The following is a 22,453-nucleotide window of genomic DNA, read 5'->3' as shown; positions in this document are numbered from 1 at the left end:
CCTGACAAACAAAACGGGCTGCCCAAATTGGAGCAGCCCGTTTTTATGAGTATCTTTGTTGAAAGATTAGGCGCGCAGAGATCCACCCGTGGCTTTCTCAACCGCGTCGACAACCTTTTTACAGACCGCTTCGATTTCTTCTTCGGTCAGGGTCGCCTTGGTTGGCTGCAGCGTGATCGAGAAGGCGAGTGACTTCTTGCCATCCTCAATACCCTTGCCAGCATAAAGATCGAAGATCGTCACATCCGTGATCAGATTGCGATCAGCACCCTTGGCAGCCTTGATGATTGCCTCTGCCTTCACGCTCTCATCAAGCAGGAAGGCAAAATCACGCTCAACCGACTGGAAGCTTGATGCCTTGAGCGCCGGACGGGCCGTGCCCTTTTTCTTGGGCATGGGTACGTTTTCAACAAACAGTTCAAACGCCACAACGCGGCCTTTAACACCCAGTGCCTTGAGCACCTTCGGATGCAGTTCACCGAAGTAACCAAGGACATTCTTCGGGCCCAGCTGCAGCGCCGCCGAGCGGCCCGGATGATACCATTCCGGCGCACCGTCGGTATTGACCTGAACATTGGCTGCATTGGTACCCAGTGCTTCGATCAGGGCTTCGGCATCTGCCTTGACGTCAAAGACATCAACATCGCGACGCGAACCCGTCCAGCTGCGCTCGGTGGTGGCACCTGCACGCAGACCGGCAGCGACCAGACGCTGATCACCGGGCTGATCGCCAAAGAATTCCGGACCAACTTCGAACAGGGCAAGGTCGGAGAACCCGCGCGCCTGATTCCGGCCAGTGGCCGCGATCATGTTGATCAGGGCATTCGGGCGCATGATATCCAGATCGGAACTGATCGGGTTTGCCAGATACAGCCCTTCTTTGAGCTCGCCAAAAAGCTTGGCCCAGCGCGAATCCGTAAAGGACCAGGTCACGGTTTCATAAAGACCACGCGATGCCAGTACACGACGGGTCAAACCAACACGCTTTTGCATCGGTGACAGGGCCGGAACCGGCAGGCTGCTTTCACGCTCAAGCGGCACGGTCGGGATTTTGTCGTAACCGACAATACGCAGGACTTCCTCGACCAGATCGGCTTCGCCAATGATGTCCGGTCGCCAGGTCGGTGCGACAGCGGTAATCACCGGTGCCGAACCACTGACTTCGAAACCAAGCGATTTCAGAATATCGATGGCGCGATCGGCCTCGACAGCGACACCGCCGAGCTCAAGAATACGATCGATGCGCAGATCAAAGGAATTGCGCGGGTTGGGCACTTCGCCAGCCTTAACGACGTGCGAGACTTCCCCGCCGCAGATTTCCGTAATCAGATGGGTGGCAACTTCCATGCCCCAAGCAATTGATTGCAGGTCAACACCACGTTCGAAACGGTAACGGGCATCAGAATTGACCTGAAGTTTACGGCCTGTCTTGGCAATGCTGATCGGATCAAACAGCGCACATTCGACAAACACATTGGTGGTTTCTTCAAGGCAGCCGGTTTCTTCGCCACCGATGATCCCCCCGATGCCAAGTGCCTTGGCCTGATCGGCAATCACCACCATGGAATCGGAAAGTTCGTATTCCTTGTTATCAAGGGCTGCGATCTTTTCACCATTGGTCGCGTAGCGCACATTGATGTCACCCGACAGTTTGTCGGCATCAAACACGTGCAGCGGACGGCCCAGATCGTGGGTGACCAAGTTGGTGATATCCACCAGTGCAGAGATCGGACGCAGACCGATGGCTTCCAGACGGGCTTTGAGCCAATCCGGGCTTTCGGCGTTTTTTACACCACGGATGTAACGGCCATAGAATGCCGGAACCGCGTTGTTTGCCGCGATCTCGCTGCTGATCGTAACACCAATCGGGCTGTCAAACGCACCAGTGACCGGCTCTTGGCGCGGATCGGCCTTAAGCGTTCCGATGCCCGCAGCCGCCAGATCACGCGCAATCCCGCGCACACCGGTGCAGTCCGGGCGGTTTGGTGTAAGCCCGATTTCAATGATCGGGTCATCCGCACCAAGCACGCCGGCAACCGGAGCGCCGATTTCAGCATCTTCGGGCAGTTCGATAATGCCGTCATGATCTTCACCAAGGCAAAGCTCACGGGTAGAGCACATCATGCCCTGACTTTCGACACCACGGATCTTGCCCGGCTTCAGTTTGGAACCATCAATCGGAATGATCGCGCCCGGCTGTGCCAGGGCAACCTTGATGCCGGTACGCGCATTCGGGGCACCACAAACGACCTGAATAACCTTTTCACCGGTATTAACCCGGCACAGTTTCAGGCGGTCAGCATCCGGATGTTGTCCGGCTTCTTCAATGTGGGCGACACGAATGTCGGCAAGGGCTGCCGCGCGGTCGGTGACATCTTCGATCTCAAGACCGATATCGGTCAGTTTTTCGGCGATCACCTCGATCGATGCATCGGTATCAAGGTGCTGCTTCAGCCAATTCAGTGTGAATTTCATATCCTCAGCCCCTTACCATGTTCGGTACATCCAGCGGCACGAAACCATAATGTTTCAGCCAGCGCAGATCGGTATCGAAGAAGGTGCGAAGATCGGGAATACCGTATTTCAGCATCGCGATACGTTCGATCCCCATACCAAAGGCAAAGCCCTGATATTCTTCGGGGTCAAGACCACAGGCAGTCAGAACACGCGGATGAACCATGCCGCAGCCAAGAATTTCCAGCCAGTCATCGCCTTCACCAATCTTGAGCTCCCCACCCTTGCGCGAGCAGCCGATATCCATTTCGGCACTCGGCTCGGTGAAGGGGAAGAAGCTTGGACGATAGCGAACCGGCACGTCATCAAGTTCGAAATAGGTTTTGACGAACTCAAGCAGGCAACCCTTGAGATGACCCATGTGGGTTTTCTTGTCGATGACCAGGCCTTCGACCTGATGGAACATTGGCGTGTGGGTCATATCGCTGTCAGAGCGATAGGTGCGGCCCGGCGCAATGATGCGGATCGGCGGGGTTTTGGACTGCATGGTCCGGATCTGCACCGGCGAGGTGTGGGTCCGCAGCACGAGGCGCGATCCATCTTCCTGTTCGGGCAGATAGAAAGTGTCCTGCATTTCACGCGCGGGATGTTCCGGCGGAATGTTCAGCGCGGTGAAGTTATGGAAGTCGTCTTCAACATCCGGGCCTTCGGCCAGGGCAAAGCCCATCTCGCCAAAGATCGAGACGATTTCGTCAATCGTCTGGCTGATCGGGTGAATACGGCCCGCGGTTTCATCCGGGCGCGAAGACAGGGTGACGTCGATCCGCTCACCCGACAGACGTGCCTCAAGGGCGGCATCTTCAAGGGCGGTTTTGCGGGTTTCAATTGCGCCAGCAACCTGGTCCTTGACGGCGTTCAGCGTCTGACCAAATTCACGACGCTGGTCCGGGTCCATCTTGCCAAGGTTTTTCATCAGGCCGGTAATGCGGCCTTTCTTGCCAAGGGCGCTGATGCGGACGTCTTCAAGCGCGGTCAGATCCGCTGCCTTTTCGACTTCCGCCAGAACCTCTTCGCGCAATGCTTCGATGTTTTCCATAACTTCCGACGCTTTGGCTTGGGTTTAAAAATCACAAAAAGAAAAGGGACGGCCAATATGGCCGCCCCTGATCAAATCAGGCAAGTGCCGATGAAACCTTTTTACAAAGGTTTATCAGTCCAGTGCAGCCTGCGCCTGGGTGACCAGAGCTTTGAAAGCTTCCGGCTCACGCACTGCGATGTCGGCAAGAACCTTACGGTCCAGTTCAACACCAGCCTTTTTCAGGCCATTCATGAACTGCGAATAGCTCAGACCGTTCTCACGTGCGCCAGCGTTGATACGCTGGATCCAGAGCGAGCGGAACTGGCGTTTCTTAACGCGACGATCGCGGTATGCATACTGCAGACCTTTTTCCACAGCCTGAACGGCGGTGCGGAAAGTATTGTTGCGGCGACCGCGGTAACCCTTGGCAGCCTTAATAACCTTGCGGTGACGAGCGTGTGAAGACACGCCCCCTTTTACACGAGCCATTTAACTCTCCTTCAACCTTAACCGTACGGCAGGAATTTTTTGACGATGCGGGCATCTGCGTCACAGAGAATCTCCGTGCCACGTGCCTGGCGCTTCATCTTGGTCGGTTTCGCAGTCAGAAGGTGGCGCTTGTTTGCCACGTTGTGACGGACTTTTCCGCTGGCGGTCAGGCGAAAGCGTTTTTTCGCGCTCGCTTTGGTCTTCATCTTGGGCATTTTTCTATCCTTGCAAAAGCAATGAAAACGAAATCCCCTACGGCGGCTGGGCATGCCCTGAAGGTCAAATACAAACCTTCCAGCCTCACCACCTGTTTTGGGGACGGGTGGTTATAGACTCCGACTTTACCTTTTTCAAGGGCCAATTCAGCCCTTTCCCCTTGCTTTTTCGGGGATTAAGCCGCCATTGTGCCCAAGTACTTCTATATGCTGCCCGATACACCTTGTTGCCTTTCGCCATCTGATCGAACAAATGTCGCAAATCACATCAATTATTTTACCATTTTTCGCCCTGATCGGCCTTGGCTGGGTCGGCGGCAAGTTCAGAATTGTCTCACCTGATGGCATGCGGGGCATAAACGGCTTCGTTTTTTATTTTGCTTTGCCTGCCCTTCTGTTCAAGGCACTGGCGACCCGAAGTCCTTCGGAAATCTGGCAACCAGACATCATACTCATCTATGGTGGCGCAACTCTCGTGGTATATGGTGCGAGCCGCATTATCGCAGCCAGGGTGTTTCACCTTGATCCATCAAGCCAGACGCTGTTTTCGTTTGCCGGGACCATGGGCAATGTCGGCTTTATGGGACTCCCACTGATCATCGGCCTGCTCGGCCCCGAAGCCACAGTGCCACTAATTGTCGCCCTTGCAGTCGATTTGATTGTCATGCTGCCGCTGTCGCTTTTGCTTCTGGAAGGCGCAAAACATTCCAAGGGCAGCAATCCGGCGGGCAAGATCATCCGTGGCACTTTTACCAACCCCGTGGTGCTGGCGATTTCCTTTGGTGTCGCGGCAAGCTTGCTTGATCTTGATTGGCCTGACGGAATTGATTACCTGCTCGACCTTCTTGGGCAGAGTGCTGGCCCGGCGGCGCTGTTTGCCATCGGCGTTGCACTGGTCGGGCGACCAATTGCCGAGAAGCGCGCCGAACTTGCCACAATGTCCATGGCCAAGCTGATCATTCATCCCATCGCGGTGTTTATCGGGTTCTGGGTTGCAGGTTCTGCCAGCGTGCTTGAAACAACAGCCGTCTTGTTGCTGGCTGCCCTTCCGACTGCGGGAAATATCTTTGTCATTGCCACGACCTATGACCGCTATGTCGTACGCAGTTCTTCCATCGTGCTGGTAACGACCGCTCTTGGTGTGATCAGCTTTTCGGCCTTTTCGGTCTATATCGACACGATTGTTGGCTGGCTTGGACCCTAGGTTCTGGCGCAGCAGCTCTCGGCAGAAATAAATGATCGATAAACAGGACGCCGCAACAGGCAGCAGATCAAATGGCGGTCTTGATTGTATGCGCCCGGCCGATCCACTTCTCGACTCGGCTCATGAGCTTTTCACGATTGATCGGCTTAAGGACAAAATCGTTCCCACCTGCCGCAACACCACCGCGCAAGTCTTCCTCGCCCTGCCGGGCAGTGACATAGATGATGGCACAGGCAAGGTCGGGAAAATGGGTGCGAACATTAATTGCCGTCTCAAACCCGTTCATGTCGGGCATCATGATATCCATCAGGATGATGCGCGGACGTTTTGTCTTGAGAAGCTTGAGAAGGTCCTTGCCAGAGGAAACGCCCTGAAACGTGAAACCGCCGCTTTCAACGATTCGTTTCAGAAGAACCAAGCTCTTGGGGTCATCATCGACACCAACGATCAGCAGATCATTTCCAGCTGGCATGGCATTCCCTCTTTGGCTTGAACCTCAGGGTAAAAAGGCAAAACGCCGCGTCTTAACGCGGCGCCAGTACCATAATCATAACACGGCCTTCCATCTTTGGCATCATTTCCGGCTTTGCGAGTTCTTCAAGATCCCCCGAAAAGCGCTGGAGCATGCCAAGACCAAGGTCCTGGTGAGCCATCTCACGTCCGCGGAAACGCAACGTGACTTTCACCTTGTCTCCACCGCCAAGAAACTTCTGCGCGGCACGCAGTTTGACGTTGTAGTCGTGGATATCGATGTTTGGACGGAGTTTGATCTCCTTGACCTCGATAACCTTCTGTTTCTTTTTGGCCTCGTTCTGCTTCTTGCTTTGTTCGTATTTGAACTTGCCGTAATCAATCAGCTTGCACACTGGCGGCTCGGCATTGGGAGCGACTTCGACAAGGTCGAGCCCCACTTCGGCTGCCATTTCAATGCCTTCACGCACCGTTATCGGGTCGGACATATTGCCTTCAGCGTCAACAACACAGATGGAACGGGCTTTGATATCCTCATTGACGCGCGGACCTTCCTTGGTCGGCTGCATCGGTTTGCGTGGTCGTGCTATGGATAATCTCCTATGGTCATCAAACAAATCGGTCAGAAACAGAAACAGGAAAGCACACCCGGAACTTACGAGGTGTTTTCCTTGAGACCTCACCTAGCATATCCACGTGCGTTCAGAAAGCAATGTTTTTAGGCAATTCCAGTCACCTCAAAGCCCTATTTTCCGCGCCTTTGTTCGGGACTAACAAATTGGGGAAATGTCCAAAATCCTAGTCCACCAGATCAAGGCGTTCGCGAATGACGTCCATCACCCGATTCACTGTGAGTTGGCGCAGATCGTTTTCACGCACGATACTGACGGCATTTGGACCATGACCGCGTGGCGCACTGAGTTTTGGATCAGACTCGCGCGAAAACAGAACGACTGACGGTGCACCGGCCGCCGCAGCAATATGCATCGGCCCCGTGTCATTGCCAATTGCCAGAACCGAGCGCGCGGCAAGCGACGCAATATCAAGAAACGCTGTCCGCCCCATGAGATTTCGGGCCTTTGGGCACATCTGGTCAATCCGGTTCAGGACATCCGCTTCGCTTGCTGTGCCAATCAGAACTGGAGTCAATCGGTAATCTGCCAATTTCTTGGCCAGTAATCCGAAGCGCTCGGCTGGCCAACGTTTCGCGGGGCGATGCGGTGCTCCGCCCGGACAAATCAGGACAAACGGGCTTCTAACACCAAAACGCTCCAGATCAATGTCCGGCCCGGAAAGAAACGGGGCTGGAACTTCCTTGATACCTGCATCTGCAAGCTGTTCGGCCACACGATCAATGGTGTGCATGGTGTCGCGCGCCGGGTTGGCATGAGGATGTGAACATCCTCTGGCAATGCCGGACCATTCCGGCTTCGGCCCAGGCCAGAAAAGCTTGAAATAGAACCCTGTCCGGTCTGACGTTTGAAGATCATAGACCCGATCAAATCGGCCATTCTTGAGGAAACGCCGGAGAGCCAGAACTTCACGCACTTGGGTGAGCTTCGGGCGGCGGTCTATGGCAATTGAATCGAAAAATCCACTCGCCTTCATCAGATCGACATAAGGCTTTGTGGTAAGGACAGTAATATGTGAATCAGGATGGGCGGCACGAATGGCAGCAAACGGCCCCATCGCAAGAACAACATCGCCCAGTGCCGACAGCTTTATGACCAGAATGCGCTCACGCGTGTCAGAACCTTGGGATTCTGTGGCGACATTCTCCGTTTGCTTATCAATCATGCAGCGTTCCTGGTCACCCGTTTGAGTGCCTTGGCGTAGACATTGAGCGTACGTTCGGCCATTTGCTCTAATGAGAACTCCGCAATCACGTGATTACGTCCCTTGGTTGCGAGTTTTGCCCGTTTTTCCGGCGTCAAATTCAAGACCTGAATGAGCGCACGTGAGAGCTGATCAACCTCGTTCGGACTCACCAACCAGCCGGTCTCGCCAGGGAGAACCGTCTCCATCGCCCCACCATGTGCGGTTGACACAACCGGGCGCCCCATGGCCTGCGCTTCAGAAGGAATACGACCAAAAGCTTCTGGTTCGGTAGATGGGCATGCAACAACATCCGCCAGCATATAGGCTGCCGGCATATCGTTGCAGTGATCAACGATATGAACCACATCTTCCAAACCCAGCTTGCGTGTGATCTGGAGAATTTCCTCACGATACCCGGTACGGCCCTGATCAGAGCCGACAATCAGGCATCGAACCTTGCGATGACCGAGCTCCTTAAGAACCGCCGGTAACGCACGGATCAGGAAACCATGCCCCTTCCAACGGGTGATACGCCCCGGAAGCATGATGACATATTCTTCGCCATCGAGACGCCACTGGTTGGAAAGTGCAATCAGGCGCTCCTGACTTACATTTTCCGGATTGAACAGGTCCACGTTGGTACCGCGCGGCACGATATTCAGGCGATCTGGTTCAACCTTGTAGTATTTGTTGATGTGATTTGCGATGTGCTTGGAGATCGCGATCACCTGATCACCCATGGTCATGATCGCATTATAGCGTCGCTTGAACGGGTTGGTGTATCCGGAGTAGGTCCCGTGGAAGGTCGTCACAAACGGGATACCCGTCTTGCGCGCCGCAAAATAGGCACTCCAGGCCGGCGCACGCGACCGGGCGTGAATGATATCGACACCCTCTTCACGGATTAGTTTGACGAGCGCATCAATATTCTTGCGCATGGTCAAAATATTCTTTGATTTCAACGGAAGGGTGATGTGTTGCGCCCCAAAGCGAGAAAGTTCGCGTTCCAGTCGACCACCTTGTGATGCAACGAGCGCCTTGCCACCACCATCGACAATAGCACGCGCAATATCGACAGTACCACGCTCGACACCACCGGCATCCAGTTCAGGAAGTACCTGTAAAATAACGGCAGGTCGGTAGTCCCCACCTTGCGCTTGGGGCTCTGATCGATAGACTGTATCTGTCATTACTTCTGACGCGCTCATGCAACTCCAACCACCAACACCCAAGGACAATTGCCTCGGATGACACATGATCTGCCGACGCCACAGCCCCAAAAGCCGAAATTTCTCAACCGGCCAGATGGATCAAAAATCGCATACCATCACGTGCCGGGCAAGCAATCTAGCCCAGAGACGCCAAATGCACCTGGCGTGATGTTTCTTGGTGGTTTCATGTCAGACATGACAGGAACCAAGGCCACTCATCTTGAGGCGCACTGCACTCGGCAGGGAGTGGCTTATACCCGCTTTGACTATTCCGGTCACGGACAATCGTCGGGCAAATTTGCAGATGGCACAATCGGCAAATGGGCCAGTGATGCAGTTGCTGTTCTTGATGAAATCACCGCAGGGCCGCAGATTCTTGTCGGCTCCTCGATGGGTGGCTGGATCATGCTTTTGGCAGCCCTTGCACGCAAGGAACGTGTCGCCGGACTTGTCGGCATCGCCGCCGCACCCGACTTTACAGAAGATCTGATGTGGGCGCAGTTCAGTGAAGATCAGAAAAAGACAATCATGGATGAAGGCGCGCTGATTGAACCGACCGAATATGGTGATGATCCCTACACGATTACCAAAGATCTGATTGAGGATGGCCGCAGCCAGCTTTTGCTGCGCAAGCCGATAGATCTCCCATGCCCGGTCCGGCTGGTTCAGGGCATGCAGGACCCGGATGTGCCCTGGCAGACAGCACTCCGCCTGACCGAGGCACTGGCAACTGAAGACGTTCGGGTAGATTTGATCAAGACCGGGGATCATCGCCTGTCAGAGCCCGATCAGCTTGATGTAATCACAAAACATATTGATGAGGTGATCGCAAAGACAGCGCGATAACGCGCCGTCTTTGCATAAATTCGATGTGGAAATAGACGATCAGGCCAGAATGATCTGATCGTCCTTTATTTTCACCGCAACCGGTTCAAGCATGTCACCAGCGCACGGACCGGAAACGCATTCGCCATCCTCGATCCGAAAACGTGCACCATGGGTCGAACAGATGATTTCATCACCAAAGTCACTGATGAATTCGTCCGGTTCCATATCCAGCGGCACACCAATATGCGGGCAGCTGTTGATATAGCCAAAGACGTCGTCACCACTGCGCACGACAAAAATGCCTGTGCCGCCAAGATTAAGACCCTTTGCACCCGTGGCATCAAGATCGCCAAGCGCGCAAAGGACCGTTCCCGCTGCAGGAAGGTCGCTCATGGTTTGACCCCGCCCATCTCGCAAATCGCAGCCCAGGACGCGTCATCAATTGGCATGACCGACAGACGCGATTGCTTGAGCAAGGCAAGATCGGCAAAGCGCGGATCAGCTTTGATATCAGCAAGACTCACTGGTGTTTTCAGCGGCTTGACCGTTTCGAAATCAACCTGAACAAACTTGCCCTTTTCATCGGTCGGATCAGGGTAGTATTCGCGGACCACCTCGACAATCCCGACAATGCGTTTCTCGTTCACCGAATGATAAAAGAACGCCTTGTCGCCGATTTTCATCGCACGCAGGTTCTTGGCCGCCTGATAGTTCCGCACACCATCCCAGCCTTCCACACCCTTCTTGACCTGATCGTCCCACGACCAGCTTCCCGGTTCGGTTTTGACCAGCCAATATGCCATGGCTCAGAAGACCTTCTTGAACGGGCGGATGACAACGGATTCGAACAGGCCAGCCTTGGCATAAGGATCATTGGCTGCAAATTCGCGGGCGTCTTCGATGGCATCAAACTCGATGATAAAGACGGAGCCATTCATACCTTCCATATCAGGATCGAGAGTCGGGCCCGCAGCAACAATACGATCCGCAAAACCGCCCTTGATATAGGCCAGATGGTCTTCGCGATTGGCCTTGCGCACATCAAGATGGCCGGGCTTGTCAACGCAACGAATATAGAAATGCATGAACGGTTTCCTGCTTTTTCATGGGAACAATACCCCTAAATTGACAGAAGCCCCGCGTATTCTCAAGTCGAAGAAAGCCGCACAAAACCGTGATGACAGGATCTAGTGGGCGTTTTCAAGTTCGTCACGGAAAGGACGTTGCAACAGGGCGTTAATCGTACTGCGGAGATCGGCATCATGATTGGCAACCTGATCAACTGCCGCACAGATCGGCATTTCCACACCATATTTGCTGGCAACAGCTGTGATCGATGCCGCGGTATGCACGCCTTCAGTCACCGACCGGCGCTCGGCCAGAATGTCCTGTGCCTTGCGACCTTCGCCCAGCGCGACGCCAAAGGTGTAATTGCGTGAAAGTGTCCCGGTACAGGTCAGCGTCAAATCACCAAGACCAGCCAGGCCCATCATGGTTTCAACCCGACCGCCCATGGCACCGGCCAGACGCGACATTTCGGCAATGCCACGGGTGATCAATGCAGCCCGCGCGTTATCACCCAGTTTCAAGCCAGCCACCACACCACTGGCAATCGCCAGCACGTTCTTGATCGCACCTGCGACTTCAACACCGGCGACATCCGTGCTGAAATAGGGTCGAAACTCCGGCGTCCCGATCAACTCGACCAACTGCTTGCCAAGCACGCGATCCTCACAGGCCAGCGTGATCGCAGCGGGGAGGCCGACCGCAACTTCCTGTGCGAATGTCGGCCCGGACAAAACCGCGACCGGCACATTGCCAAGGGTTTCCGAAACCACCTGCGCCATCAGTGCGCCAGTTTCCTTTTCAATGCCCTTGCTGCAAATCACTGCCGGAAGCGTATCTGGCCAGTGCGAGGACAGTTTGGTCAGGGTTTCGCGCAAATGCTGCGCGGGGGTAACCAGCAAAACCGCATCAGAGTCGCGCAATCCTTCATAGTGGGTGGTTGCACGCAGTGCACGGGGCAATTCGATCCCGGGAAGATAAAGATCATTTTCACCATTGGTGTTGATTTGGTCCGCCAGATCTTCGTTACGCAAGATCAGTTCAACATCTTCACCGGCCCGAACAGCCTGCACAGCCAGGGCCGTCCCCCAGGCACCGCCACCCACAACTGTAATGCGCTTTTTCATGATCTGTATCCGGCAAAAGTGAAGTTGTCTTAAGGATCGGAAAATATGTCAAACGAGGTCAGTTTGGCCTTACGCCTTTACCCCGGCACCGGGACGTTTGGGTGCTTCGGGATCGAGCGGCCAACGCGGGCGCGGTTTGAAATCAAGATCATCGCGTTCCCCAAGGCGGAAACGTTCCAGCCCGGCCCATGCAATCATGGCTGCGTTATCGGTGCAAAGATTAAGCGGTGGCGCAACCAGTTCCATACCCGCCTGATCGGTCAGCTCCACCAAACGGGTGCGCAGATATTTATTCGCTGCAACCCCGCCAGCAAGCACCAGCGTTTTGCCACCCGGATAATCGCGCATGAATTCAAACACCGCATTGCGCGCCCGGTCAATCAGGGTATCACCCACCGCACGCTGGAAGGATGCGGCAAGGTCGGCTTTGACTTCTTCCGTCTGCTGTTCGACCGGGAAGCCGTCCAGATAAGTCCGAACGGCGGTCTTGAGCCCCGAGAAGGAAAAATCACAGCCCGGACGCCCACGTAACGGGCGCGGCAGTCCAAACCGGTTCGGGTCGCCCTTGGCCGCAATCTTTTCAAGCGCCGGGCCACCGGGATAACCAAGGCCCATCATCTTGGCCGTTTTGTCAAAAGCCTCACCGACCGCGTCATCAATGGTGGTTCCGATGCGCTTGTATTTGCCGACACCCTCGACAATCAGAACCTGACAATGCCCACCTGACACCAATAAAAGCAGATAGGGAAAAGCGACATCATCGGTAAGGCGCACGGTCAATGCGTGACCTTCAAGGTGATTGACAGCAAGAAACGGCTTTTGGGCGGCAAAGGCAATCGCCTTGGCGGTCATCGTACCCACCATCACACCACCGATCAGTCCCGGACCACCCGTGCAGGCAACGGCGTCAAGATCGTCTAAATCCACACCGGCATCGTCCATGGCCTCAGCCACAAGACGGTCAAGATGTTCAAGATGGGCGCGCGCTGCGATTTCAGGCACAACCCCGCCATAAGGGCGATGGTCATCAAGCTGGGACAAAACACGGTTTGCCAGAATTTCGCGCTTGTCATTCACAACAGCAGCGGCCGTTTCGTCACAGCTTGTTTCGATACCCAGAACGATCATGATCCTGATCCGTTTAGCCAGCTCTGCCGCCATTTGCGGCAATCGGAATCCAATGATAGGCGTGGCGATGATGTAGCCGAAACTTTCCGTGCTTTCCACCCCTGTGCGACGCAACTGCCATATGCAGTTATCGCGTTTCGCGAAGGGCACGAAGTTTTTGACCCGCGACTTAAATCAATGCCGCACAAATTCGAGCCGTTACAATCACCAAAAATCCACACCTCTTAACAGGGGCAGAACCCTGCCCGCAGACCTTGTTTTTAAACAGTTTTAAGACTAAGACTTCACCCATGACAGATACAGCAAAACTTCGCATTGGTACCCGTGGTTCGCCCCTCGCTCTGGCGCAGGCGCATGAGGTCCGTGACAAACTGGCAAGCGCCCACCCGGAACTTGCCGAGGAAGGCGCAATCGCCATAACTGTGATCACCACCACCGGCGACAAGATTCTTGACCGTGCCCTGTCTGAAATCGGTGGCAAAGGACTGTTCACCAAGGAAATCGATGACGCACTTCTGGGCGGTGAGATCGACCTTGCTGTCCACAGCATGAAGGATGTCCCAACGGTTCTGCCGGACGGCATGATCCTGCCGACTATTCTACCACGCGAAGATGTCCGCGATGCGTTTATTTCGCTGAAATACAAAAGCTTTGCGGAAATGCCTGCCGGGTCCGTAATCGGATCGGCATCCCTTCGTCGCCAAGCCATGATCTTGAACAAGTTTCCTGACCTCAAGGTCATCACCTTCCGCGGGAATGTGCAGACCCGTTTGCGCAAACTCAGCGAAGAACAAGTTGATGCAACGCTTCTGGCAATGGCTGGCCTGAATCGTCTCGGACAGCCCGACATCGCCACCGCCCCGATATCCGAAGACGAAATGCTCCCCGCTGTTGCACAAGGTGCAATCGGGATTACCATTCGCGAAAGCGATACGCAGAGCAAAGAATGGCTTGCCGTGCTTCATTGCGAAACTTCTGCCATTCGTGTGGCAGCCGAACGCGCAGCCCTTAAGGCACTTGATGGATCATGCCGCACCCCGATTGCTGCACTGGCCGAATTTCAGGACGATGGCAGCCTGCGGCTGCGTGTATCGATCGTACGTCCTGATGGCAGCGAACGTCTTGATACCGAACGCATGATTGCCAAACCGGATTTGGAAACAGCAAGTGCGGCGGGCACAGATGCCGGTGAAGAACTTAAACAGCGTGGCGGTCCAGATTTCATTTCCGCCTGATTTGGCAACAGACAGGGACGCAGATGGGACCCTTGGTACTGAATACCCGGCCCGATACCGACTCTGCCGATCTTTTGGCCGCGCTTGACGAGCGCGGCTTCCGCCACCTGTCTGCGCCAATGCTGAATATTGCGTTCCCCGCACCGGTTCAGCCGCTTGATATGACTGTCTATCAAGCCGTGATCTTTACATCCGCAAACGGTGTACGGGCCTTTGTCAAGCTGACCGATGACCGGTCCCTTCCGGCATATTGTGTTGGTGACGCCACGGCGCGTACATGCCGTGCATTTGGCTTTGGTGATGTTCATTCGGCCAATGGAGACATTCATGATCTGGCCGAATTGATTCGCAAAATGGTTGATCCCCGGCGCGGGTCATTGTTCCATCCGGCGGCGCGCAAGACAGCTGGTGATCTTGGTCAAATGCTTTTGGCTGACAGCTATCAGATAGACCGTCAAACCGTTTACGAGGCGCGTGAAAGCAGCACGCTTCCGCAACACGTCCTCGAAGCCCTGCGCAACCATCATATTGATGCTATTTTATTTTTCTCTCCCCGCACTGCGGAAACCTTTGTTAAGCTTGTGCGCAGCTATAAGCTGGAGAGAGACTTGTCAGAAACGAGCGCAATTTGCCTGAGTCCGGCGGTGCAATCGAAGATATCCGACCTTACATGGCATAGAACGCGCGTTGCATCACAACCGACACAAGAATACCTTCTTTCCGAGCTAGGGTCCCTGTCGTGATGGCTTCCAGCGCCTGACGCCGTTTAGGGAATAACCGCAAACTGCAATGGTCTGATCGTGAAAACACCAGAAACGCCAAAAACCAATGCTTCCGCAAATTCGGCCGATAAAAAAGAATCGTCCGAAACCATTTCCGTTGATAGCAAGGGCAATGCGAACTCGACCAGCAAAAAGGCCGAGACAGGGTCTGCACCAAAGTCCAGCGTGCCAAACGCCGGAACGGGCAAGGCTGGTGCAACCGGCACGACCAAAGACAACAGTGCTGCGGGCAAAACCACGGACAATGCTGGTGCACCGACAGGCGGCACCTCGAAACCCGACTCCAAAAACACCAAACCCGCAGATGGGGCAAAGGCCGCCTCGCCCAAGCCAGGCACCGCACCCAAAAGCAAAAGCGGCGGCGGTGGAAAAGCTCTGTTCCTTTTCGTGATCATCATTGTCGGCGCCTTGGCTGCTGGTTGGCTGACGCGTGCCATCTGGTGGCGCGATGCCGAACCGGTTCTGGCACAGTATATTCCTGGCGAAATTCTTGCTGAAATCGCGCCAGAGGGCGTTGGCCCGGATGTAACGTCCGGCACCGAAGTTGCCGTTACAAACACCCAGGCTGATACCAGCTCTTCGGAGGGTGGAACTCTTCCAGACCCCAGCGAAGATGCCGGAATGGCCGAGAAGGATGATGGCGCACTTGCAACCGAAGACATGCTGCCAAGCGCGGGTGAAAACAGTGCATCAACAGCAAATACCGCCCCCATCCCGGATGGGGCTGTTGTAATTGATCCCGATCTGACCGAACGCCTGTCGCGTCTGGAAGGTACGATTGATGCGCTTCGTGAACGCCTGAATAACGAACGTGGCGATACGCTGAACAACACGGTTGCACGCCGCATGGCAGAAATCGAAACCCGTACCGCCCCGATCGAGGAACTGGCACGGGTCGAGAGCGAACTGGCCGGTGTCGCCAATGAAATGCGCGAACTGTCTGCGCGCCTGTCGACCATGGAAGAAGAAATCCGCGCGACCAGCGGCCTGCGGGTTGAAAGCCGCGGTCAGGCAATTGCCATGGCCGTGACCATCCTGCGTGATGCCCTTCAGCGGGGCGGACCATTTGTGATTGCGTTGAACCAGCTTGAACGCAGTGCCGGCGACGACGAAGTCATTGCGCAACAGATCGCAACCCTGAAACCATTGGCCGAACAGGGCGCACCGACCCTTGAAAAACTGCGTCAGTCCTTCCCGGCGATGGCACAGGAAGCCGTCGCGGCTGCCACCGATGATCATTCTGGAAGTGTCCTTGATGCGACCTGGGCGAACATCAAGAAGCTGGTTCCGATCCGGCGTGTGGATGCAGCGGGCGAGGAGTCGCTTGAAGGTCGCTTGGTTCTGGCAGAGAACGCCCTGGCACAGGATGACCTTGATGCGGCCGTTGAGGCCCTTCAAGGGATCGAAGGCGATCATGCTGCCGCCGCCGTCAGTAACTGGCTTCAGGCTGCCGAAAATCGCCAGACCCTGAATGACGCGATTGCCACACTGAGCTCACATGCAATCAGCATTCTGACCAGTACCGGTCCGGAGGGTAGCCAATGATCCGCCTTCTGATCTTTATCCTGATCACCGCTGCACTGGTTTTCTGCACCGTCTGGTTTGCCGATAATCCGGGCCGCATGACAATTGTCTGGCTGGGATATCGCTTTGACGGGTCAATCGGCATGGTTGCGCTTGGCTTGTTGGCGCTGACGGCCGTTCTGGTCTTGTTGTGGCGTGGCTGGACCATTATCGCCAATTCGCCGGGCTGGCTCGGCCGCCTGCTGGGCAGCCGACGCCGCAAGAAAGGCCAGCAGGCCCTGACCATGGGGTTGCTGGAACTGGCATCAGGTGATGTGCGTCAGGCACTCCGCCATACAAGGGCTGTGGACCGTTATCTTGAGGATGACACACTGACCCGGCTTTTGACCGCACAAGCTGCAGAGCTTGATGGCAATAATGATGCCGCCAAGCGTCAGTTTGAGGCGATGCTCGAGAAGCCCGACTCTGCGTTCTTTGGGCTTCGTGGTCTGTTACAGCTTTCCCTGAAAGCCGATGATCGCGACTCTGCGCTTGATTATGCTGAACGGGCACACCGGCTGCGTCCACGCAATCCGGCTGTCATAGTGACACTGTTTGACTTGCTGCTGACCTCCAAACGCTGGGACAGGGCGCTTAGCCTGTTGGTTGATGCGCAGAAAGCATCCGTCTTTAGCGAGGAAGAACTCACCCATCGCCGCGCCCTTCTGATCACGGCAAAGGCAGAAGACGCCATCGCCGCCGGTGAAAATGCCGAGGCCATCAAGCTTCTGCGCAAAGCGCTCAACTCTGCGGGCGACTTCACCGGCGCTGCCGTGCTTCTGGCCGGGCTTTATCGTGATCTGAAACAGGATAGCAAGGCGCGCGATGTCGTGATGCAAAGCTGGCGCACCACCCCGTCCGCGGCGCTGGGGGCTATTTTCCGAGAATCCCTGACGGGTGATCCGTTGGCACAGGTCAAATCAGTTGAAAAGCTGGTTGCCAACAACCCCGGTCATGTTGAAAGCCAGATCGTCCTGGCCGAAGCTGCCCTTGAAGCAGATCTTTGGGGCATTGCACGCAGCAATATTGAAAAGGCCATGGCAACAAAGGCCGAAGCGCGTCATTACCGCCTTCTGGCCGATCTTGAGTTGCGTGAAAATCAGGACGGTGCGAAGGCGCGTGAATTGCTGATCAAGGCAAGCCATGCCAATCCTGATCCGGATTGGCGTTGCGGGGCCTGCGGCGCTGAAACTGACCGCTGGGTTGTTTCCTGCCCGTCCTGCCATTCGTTTGGCAGCGTTGAATGGCGGGCACCGCTTCGCGTTCATCAGGACGAGGCCACCAAGGAAACCGCAAAACCGGACACCGCAAAACCATCTGCGATTGCACAAACCGGCGTCGTTATTGATCAGGATACAGAAACGGACAAAGCCAAAGTCGGTCCGACAAACGACGGCGCCAAAGACGGCAAGGCAACCGTTAAGGCCTGATTTTCCGTTCTGATCCAACCAACAAAAAACCCCGCAAGGCACATCCTTGCGGGGTTTTGCTTTTAAGGTCCGAAGCGCCTAGTGGCGGAAATGACGCATGCCGGTAAAGACCATGGCGATGTCATTTTCATCAGCTGCGGCGATGACTTCTTCGTCACGCATGGAACCACCGGGCTGGATCACTGCGGTCGCACCCGCCTTGACCGCGGCCAAAAGACCATCGGCAAACGGGAAGAACGCGTCTGACGATACCACTGATCCCTGCGTGCGCAGATCGCTCTCGCCGGCATTCTTGCCAGCTTCTTCCGCTTTCCATGCCGCAATGCGCGAGCTGTCAACACGGCTCATCTGACCAGCACCGATACCAACAGTCTTGCCGTCTTTGACATAGACAATGGCATTTGATTTGACGTGCTTGCCAACGCGGAAAGCAAACAGAAGATCATCAAGCTCTGCCTCGGACGGCTTGCGCTTGGTCACAACTTTCAGTTCCTCGCGTTTGACGCGACCGGCATCACGGTTCTGAAGCAGGTAACCACCCGCCAGCGAACGCAGCGTCATGTCTTCGCCTGCCGGATCGGCCATACCACCAGTAACCAGAAGACGCAGGTTTTTCTTCGCAGCCAGAACTTCCTTGGCGGCGTCATCGGCATCCGGACAGATGACGACTTCGGCAAACAGTTTGGCGATTTCTTCGGCTGTTTGTTTATCAAGCGTACGGTTGACAGCGATGATGCCACCAAACGCCGATACCGGATCACAAGACAGCGCCTTGTGATAGGCTTCAATCAGGCTTTCACCTTCGGCAACGCCACATGGATTGGCGTGTTTGATGATCGCGACTGCCGGCTTTTCATCGAACTCGGACACCAGCTCGAACGCGGCGTCGGTGTCGTTCAGATTATTAAACGACAGTTCCTTGCCCTGCAGCTGGGTCGCGGTGGCCACACCGGGACGGTTCTTGCCGTTGGTATAGAACGCAGCCTGCTGATGCGGGTTTTCACCGTAACGCAGCGTCTGTTTCAGTTCGCTCGAAACATTCAAACGCTGCGGGAAGGTTTCACCAAGTTCACCGGCAAACCAGCTTGAAATCGCCGAGTCATAAGCACCTGTGCGGGCAAAGGCCTTTGCCGCCAGAACACGGCGGGTTTCAGCGGTGGTGGCACCACCATTGTCATTCATCTCGGCAACGACGCGGTCATAATCGGACGGATCAACAACCACTGTTACCGACTCATGGTTCTTGGCCGCAGAGCGGATCATGCTTGGCCCGCCGATATCGATATTTTCGATACAGGTGTCGAAATCGGCACCCTTTGCAACGGTTTCCTCGAACGGATAAAGGTTCACACAAACCAGATCGATCGGGGAAATGTCGTTATCTTCCATCGCCTGCATATGGCTGGAAAGAGAACGGCGGCCCAGAAGGCCGCCGTGAATCTTCGGATGAAGAGTCTTGACGCGACCGTCCATGATTTCGGGAAAACCGGTGTGATCGGCAACTTCCTTGACTGGCACGCCAGCGGCTTCAATCGCCTTGGCAGAGCCGCCGGTTGAGAGGATTTCAACACCCTGTGCGTGGAGGGATTTGGCAAATTCGACCAGACCGGTCTTGTCGGAAACGGAAATAAGCGCGCGCGCAATACGAGCAGTCATTGGGTTCGCTTTCATGCATCAATGTGATGAAGGTTGCGGACCCATTGATGATATATCGGCCCACAAAATCAGGAATGCGCATGGCTGCTCGTGCATGCGAAATGAGAGTGTGCGGGCAAACCGGCCTTTAAACGGGATCGGAAACAGATGCATCCGATCTGGGCCGACACATGATCAATGAGTCCGAACCATGTTTCGCGCGGAGCTTTAGCATGTGCGACGCAAAATGTGGACCCCGAATTCTTGCATGGCGGTTTTCCGGGTGCGTTGACGCCAATCCACCTGCAACGCAAAGCGGCGGTGGCATTACGGCCACCCGGCCCAGATATTACCAAGCTAACCGTCAGGCTACGTTTTTGCGTATACCGAGTGCTTCAAGCGCTGTGTTTAGCGAGTCTTGCTCAAGCCCCGCATACAGGTCGAGTTCATTACCAACCGGTGCCCCGAGACAGTCTTCGAATACCTCTTGGTTCGATTGTTCAGAGTAGTTTTTCTGCTCGTCACTGCCAAGATTGGACTGGAAAATCCCGGCCGCACTGACCGGCAGGAAATCCTCGTAGATGATTGGATCGGCACGCAGATATCCCTGATCGACCAATGCGTTGATCGACCCCGCCAGATCCTCTTTCTTGGCCGCGTTCAAACCTGCCTTGGTCGGGCTGTAGCGGAAGAAAGCCAGTTTTTCGACACGCAGGGTTTCATAGTCATCCGGGAAGGCGCGAAAGCGTTCGGCCAGTTCGGTTTCATAATCGCGTGCGTTGGAGCCGCCCGCATTGATTTGCACAGCGTGGCGAGTCGCGGCCAGCAACGTATCATAAAGCTTGCGCCCCTCGGCGGTCAGGGCAATGCCGCGCTGTTCAATTTCGCCAAAACGTGCGGTATGGGTTCCGACCGTTTCATCACGGCGACCACCGATAAAGTTCACCCGTTCTTCAAGCGCCTTGAAGCTGGTCTGGCGCAGCAGGATCGGACAGGACCGCGCAGGTGGCCCTTCAACAATTGCCTTTGGCGTAATGCCACGCTCGGGCATTTCTTGCTGCACGGTATCGATATCCAGGGTGCGCGGTGTCAGGTGGTTGATATGCGGCCCCTTGAAGCAGACCACATCGGCAATCAGGCGATGGGCGTCATGAAGTTTCTGATAGGTTTCAAGCGTTACGGTCGCATCGCTATGCCAACGGAAGGTCTCCAGTGCCTCGGCAACGAACTTTTCTGCCTGCGTTCGGGTCAGACCGCCGTTTTTCTCTGCCAGATAAATCAGTTTAATGGCATCCGCGGTGAAGATGTCACGCTGTGCCAGAATGCCTTCGGCTTGGCTTCGCAGATCTTCGTCTTCGATCAGCTCCAGACGCAAAAGAGACGTAAAGACACGGAACGGATTGCGTTTAAGCGCTTCCTCGTCAATCGGGCGAAATGCGGTTGAATGCACCGGCACACCAGCAACGGACAAATCATAATAGCCCACCGGATGCATCCCCATAACGGCAAACAGGCGGCGCATGTTAAACAGTTCTTCTGGTTTACCGAGCCGGATCGCACCGTGGCGTTCAAGGTCGATACGCTCAAGCTCACCGTTATGTGCAAGGCTGTCAGAAAGTTCGGGTTCGGCTTCAAGTTTGCTCTGATTGATCTCGGAAACCAGTTCCATCAGCGTGCCGTATTGCGGCACTTCGCTGCGATACATGTCAGACATCGCGCTTGAAAACATCGAACGGATTTCATCAGGATGGACAAAGGCGTCTGTCGACATGGGGCCTCCAAAAGACGGGATCATAGTGAACCAATGGAATGTCCTTGCCGGGCAGGGTCATTCCCATTCATCATCAGGATGGCAAAATATGACCCGTTTTCGGGCATGACAAACGACAATTTTGCACGAATTCATTCCGTCAAAGAATGAACGTGCAGATCTTTGAAACGAAGAATGAAAATGGGTCGAGCAGGGTCGATTTCCAGTGGAGCGACAAGAAACCCTAAGAGGCCGTCTCGGTTTCGCTGTCATTCCTGTCAGCAAAAATCGACTTCACACCGATCTCCGGCGGTTGGAATTCCGGCACCAACTGGCTGATCAGCTCCAGCGTTTTTGTCGTGTTGCGATTGGTTGCACTGTCTTCAAGTGCATCAAAAACCTGCTTGATCAGGCTGTAATCCACAACACGCGGGGCCGCCAAAAGCACCCCGTCGGTTTCGGTCGGAACAGGTGGTTCGGAGTCATGGAAAAGCTCTTCATAAAGCTTCTCACCCGGACGCAAGCCGGTCACCTTGATTTCCACATCCTTGTCCGGCTGCAAGCCAGACAGCAGGATCATTTGGCGCGCCAGATCAACAATCTTCACGGGGCGGCCCATATCAAGGACGAAAATCTTGCCGCCTTCGGTCACCCCGTGACGTCCGAGTTCCGCAGATTGCAGAACAAGCTCCACCGCCTCGGCAATGGTCATGAAGTACCGGGTGATGCCTTCATGCGTGACAGTTAGCGGTCCACCCGCCTCAAGCTGGCGCTTGAACAACGGCACCACAGACCCGGTAGAACCCAGAACATTGCCAAAGCGCACAGTCACAAACCGGGTCGATCCACGCTGGTCAAGCGGCAAGGTTTCCAGCGCCTGACAATAACATTCCGCCAGGCGTTTTGATGCCCCCATGACGTTGGCCGGGTTCACCGCCTTGTCGGTTGAAATCAGAACCATCGTGCCGAC

At 55.1% G+C, this 22,453-nt stretch carries 22 protein-coding genes; 6 read left to right on the top strand and 16 right to left on the bottom strand.

Annotated features, from left to right (window positions below; all coding sequences use genetic code 11):
* Window positions 1-66: 66 nt before the first annotated feature.
* From pheT to rpmI, 4 genes are all read right to left on the bottom strand, one after another.
* Window positions 67-2,475, bottom strand: a complete 2,409-nt coding sequence (pheT, locus tag B2R48_RS07030; protein WP_296999060.1) for a phenylalanine--tRNA ligase subunit beta — start codon at window positions 2,473-2,475, stop codon at window positions 67-69.
* Window positions 2,476-2,479: 4 nt separating this feature from the next.
* The gene (gene pheS, locus B2R48_RS07025; protein WP_296999058.1) at window positions 2,480-3,550 is read right to left on the bottom strand and encodes a phenylalanine--tRNA ligase subunit alpha; all 1,071 of its coding nucleotides are present in this window, start codon (window positions 3,548-3,550) and stop codon (window positions 2,480-2,482) included.
* 114 nt (window positions 3,551-3,664) lie between these two features.
* Window positions 3,665-4,021, bottom strand: a complete 357-nt coding sequence (rplT, locus tag B2R48_RS07020) for a 50S ribosomal protein L20 (RefSeq protein ID WP_008888574.1) — start codon at window positions 4,019-4,021, stop codon at window positions 3,665-3,667.
* A 17-nt stretch (window positions 4,022-4,038) separates the two neighbouring features.
* Window positions 4,039-4,236 carry a 50S ribosomal protein L35 gene (gene rpmI / locus B2R48_RS07015; protein ID WP_008888575.1) on the bottom strand — a complete coding sequence of 66 codons (198 nt, stop codon included), beginning with the start codon at window positions 4,234-4,236 and terminating at the stop codon, window positions 4,039-4,041.
* 253 nt (window positions 4,237-4,489) lie between these two features.
* Between rpmI and B2R48_RS07010 the strand changes: the two genes are divergently transcribed.
* The gene (locus B2R48_RS07010) at window positions 4,490-5,440 is read left to right on the top strand and encodes an AEC family transporter (protein WP_296999057.1); all 951 of its coding nucleotides are present in this window, start codon (window positions 4,490-4,492) and stop codon (window positions 5,438-5,440) included.
* Window positions 5,441-5,507: 67 nt separating this feature from the next.
* Here the strand turns inward: B2R48_RS07010 and B2R48_RS07005 are convergent, their stop codons facing one another.
* The 4 genes from B2R48_RS07005 to B2R48_RS06990 form a co-directional block, all read right to left on the bottom strand.
* Window positions 5,508-5,912 carry a response regulator gene (locus tag B2R48_RS07005; RefSeq protein ID WP_213475081.1) on the bottom strand — a complete coding sequence of 135 codons (405 nt, stop codon included), beginning with the start codon at window positions 5,910-5,912 and terminating at the stop codon, window positions 5,508-5,510.
* A 52-nt stretch (window positions 5,913-5,964) separates the two neighbouring features.
* Window positions 5,965-6,480, bottom strand: coding sequence for a translation initiation factor IF-3 (infC, locus tag B2R48_RS07000; RefSeq protein ID WP_062956905.1), 516 nt, complete (start codon window positions 6,478-6,480; stop codon window positions 5,965-5,967).
* 229 nt (window positions 6,481-6,709) lie between these two features.
* On the bottom strand, window positions 6,710-7,708 hold the full coding sequence (locus B2R48_RS06995) for a glycosyltransferase family 9 protein (protein ID WP_296999054.1): 999 nt from the start codon (window positions 7,706-7,708) through the stop codon (window positions 6,710-6,712).
* The gene (locus B2R48_RS06990; RefSeq protein ID WP_062957338.1) at window positions 7,705-8,919 is read right to left on the bottom strand and encodes a glycosyltransferase family 4 protein; all 1,215 of its coding nucleotides are present in this window, start codon (window positions 8,917-8,919) and stop codon (window positions 7,705-7,707) included. The genes B2R48_RS06995 and B2R48_RS06990 overlap by 4 nt, the downstream gene beginning before the upstream one ends.
* 57 nt (window positions 8,920-8,976) lie before the next feature.
* Between B2R48_RS06990 and B2R48_RS06985 the strand changes: the two genes are divergently transcribed.
* Entirely contained in the window at window positions 8,977-9,786 is an 810-nt protein-coding gene (locus tag B2R48_RS06985; protein ID WP_296999052.1) for an alpha/beta hydrolase, read from the top strand.
* Between the two features lie 39 nt (window positions 9,787-9,825).
* Here B2R48_RS06985 and B2R48_RS06980 read toward each other — a convergent pair whose 3' ends face one another.
* The 5 genes from B2R48_RS06980 to tsaD form a co-directional block, all read right to left on the bottom strand.
* Window positions 9,826-10,161, bottom strand: coding sequence for a Rieske (2Fe-2S) protein (locus B2R48_RS06980; protein WP_296999050.1), 336 nt, complete (start codon window positions 10,159-10,161; stop codon window positions 9,826-9,828).
* The gene (locus B2R48_RS06975; protein WP_296999047.1) at window positions 10,158-10,571 is read right to left on the bottom strand and encodes an EVE domain-containing protein; all 414 of its coding nucleotides are present in this window, start codon (window positions 10,569-10,571) and stop codon (window positions 10,158-10,160) included. Before B2R48_RS06975 ends, B2R48_RS06980 begins: the two co-directional genes overlap by 4 nt.
* A 3-nt stretch (window positions 10,572-10,574) precedes the next feature.
* Entirely contained in the window at window positions 10,575-10,853 is a 279-nt protein-coding gene (locus B2R48_RS06970; protein ID WP_008888584.1) for a YciI family protein, read from the bottom strand.
* A 102-nt stretch (window positions 10,854-10,955) separates the two neighbouring features.
* Window positions 10,956-11,960 carry an NAD(P)H-dependent glycerol-3-phosphate dehydrogenase gene (locus B2R48_RS06965; RefSeq protein WP_296999045.1) on the bottom strand — a complete coding sequence of 335 codons (1,005 nt, stop codon included), beginning with the start codon at window positions 11,958-11,960 and terminating at the stop codon, window positions 10,956-10,958.
* A gap of 69 nt (window positions 11,961-12,029) precedes the next feature.
* On the bottom strand, window positions 12,030-13,088 hold the full coding sequence (gene tsaD / locus B2R48_RS06960; protein ID WP_296999042.1) for a tRNA (adenosine(37)-N6)-threonylcarbamoyltransferase complex transferase subunit TsaD: 1,059 nt from the start codon (window positions 13,086-13,088) through the stop codon (window positions 12,030-12,032).
* 290 nt (window positions 13,089-13,378) lie between these two features.
* Between tsaD and hemC the strand changes: the two genes are divergently transcribed.
* From hemC to B2R48_RS06940, 4 genes are read left to right on the top strand one after another with little or no spacing between them, the layout of a single operon-like run.
* Window positions 13,379-14,323, top strand: coding sequence for a hydroxymethylbilane synthase (hemC, locus tag B2R48_RS06955; RefSeq protein WP_296999040.1), 945 nt, complete (start codon window positions 13,379-13,381; stop codon window positions 14,321-14,323).
* Between the two features lie 23 nt (window positions 14,324-14,346).
* Entirely contained in the window at window positions 14,347-15,066 is a 720-nt protein-coding gene (locus tag B2R48_RS06950) for a uroporphyrinogen-III synthase (protein WP_296999038.1), read from the top strand.
* 57 nt (window positions 15,067-15,123) lie between these two features.
* Entirely contained in the window at window positions 15,124-16,650 is a 1,527-nt protein-coding gene (locus B2R48_RS06945; RefSeq protein ID WP_296999036.1) for a mitofilin family membrane protein, read from the top strand.
* Entirely contained in the window at window positions 16,647-18,098 is a 1,452-nt protein-coding gene (locus tag B2R48_RS06940) for a heme biosynthesis protein HemY (RefSeq protein WP_296999034.1), read from the top strand. Before B2R48_RS06945 ends, B2R48_RS06940 begins: the two co-directional genes overlap by 4 nt.
* Before the next feature lie 78 nt (window positions 18,099-18,176).
* On the opposite strand, the gene purH is transcribed toward B2R48_RS06940, so the two are convergent.
* The 3 genes from purH to B2R48_RS06925 form a co-directional block, all read right to left on the bottom strand.
* The gene (gene purH / locus B2R48_RS06935) at window positions 18,177-19,754 is read right to left on the bottom strand and encodes a bifunctional phosphoribosylaminoimidazolecarboxamide formyltransferase/IMP cyclohydrolase (protein WP_296999033.1); all 1,578 of its coding nucleotides are present in this window, start codon (window positions 19,752-19,754) and stop codon (window positions 18,177-18,179) included.
* Window positions 19,755-20,097: 343 nt separating this feature from the next.
* Entirely contained in the window at window positions 20,098-21,504 is a 1,407-nt protein-coding gene (gene hglS, locus B2R48_RS06930; protein WP_296999032.1) for a 2-oxoadipate dioxygenase/decarboxylase HglS, read from the bottom strand.
* 223 nt (window positions 21,505-21,727) lie between these two features.
* The coding region (locus B2R48_RS06925; RefSeq protein ID WP_296999030.1) for a polysaccharide biosynthesis protein at window positions 21,728-22,453 on the bottom strand (726 nt) is incomplete at its 5' end.

The sequence above is a fragment of the Thalassospira sp. UBA848 genome, from assembly GCF_002295455.1.
Taxonomy (GTDB): Bacteria; Pseudomonadota; Alphaproteobacteria; order Rhodospirillales; family Thalassospiraceae; genus Thalassospira.
Note: the sequence above shows the minus strand (reverse complement) of the source record. Positions and strands in the feature narration are given on the sequence as shown.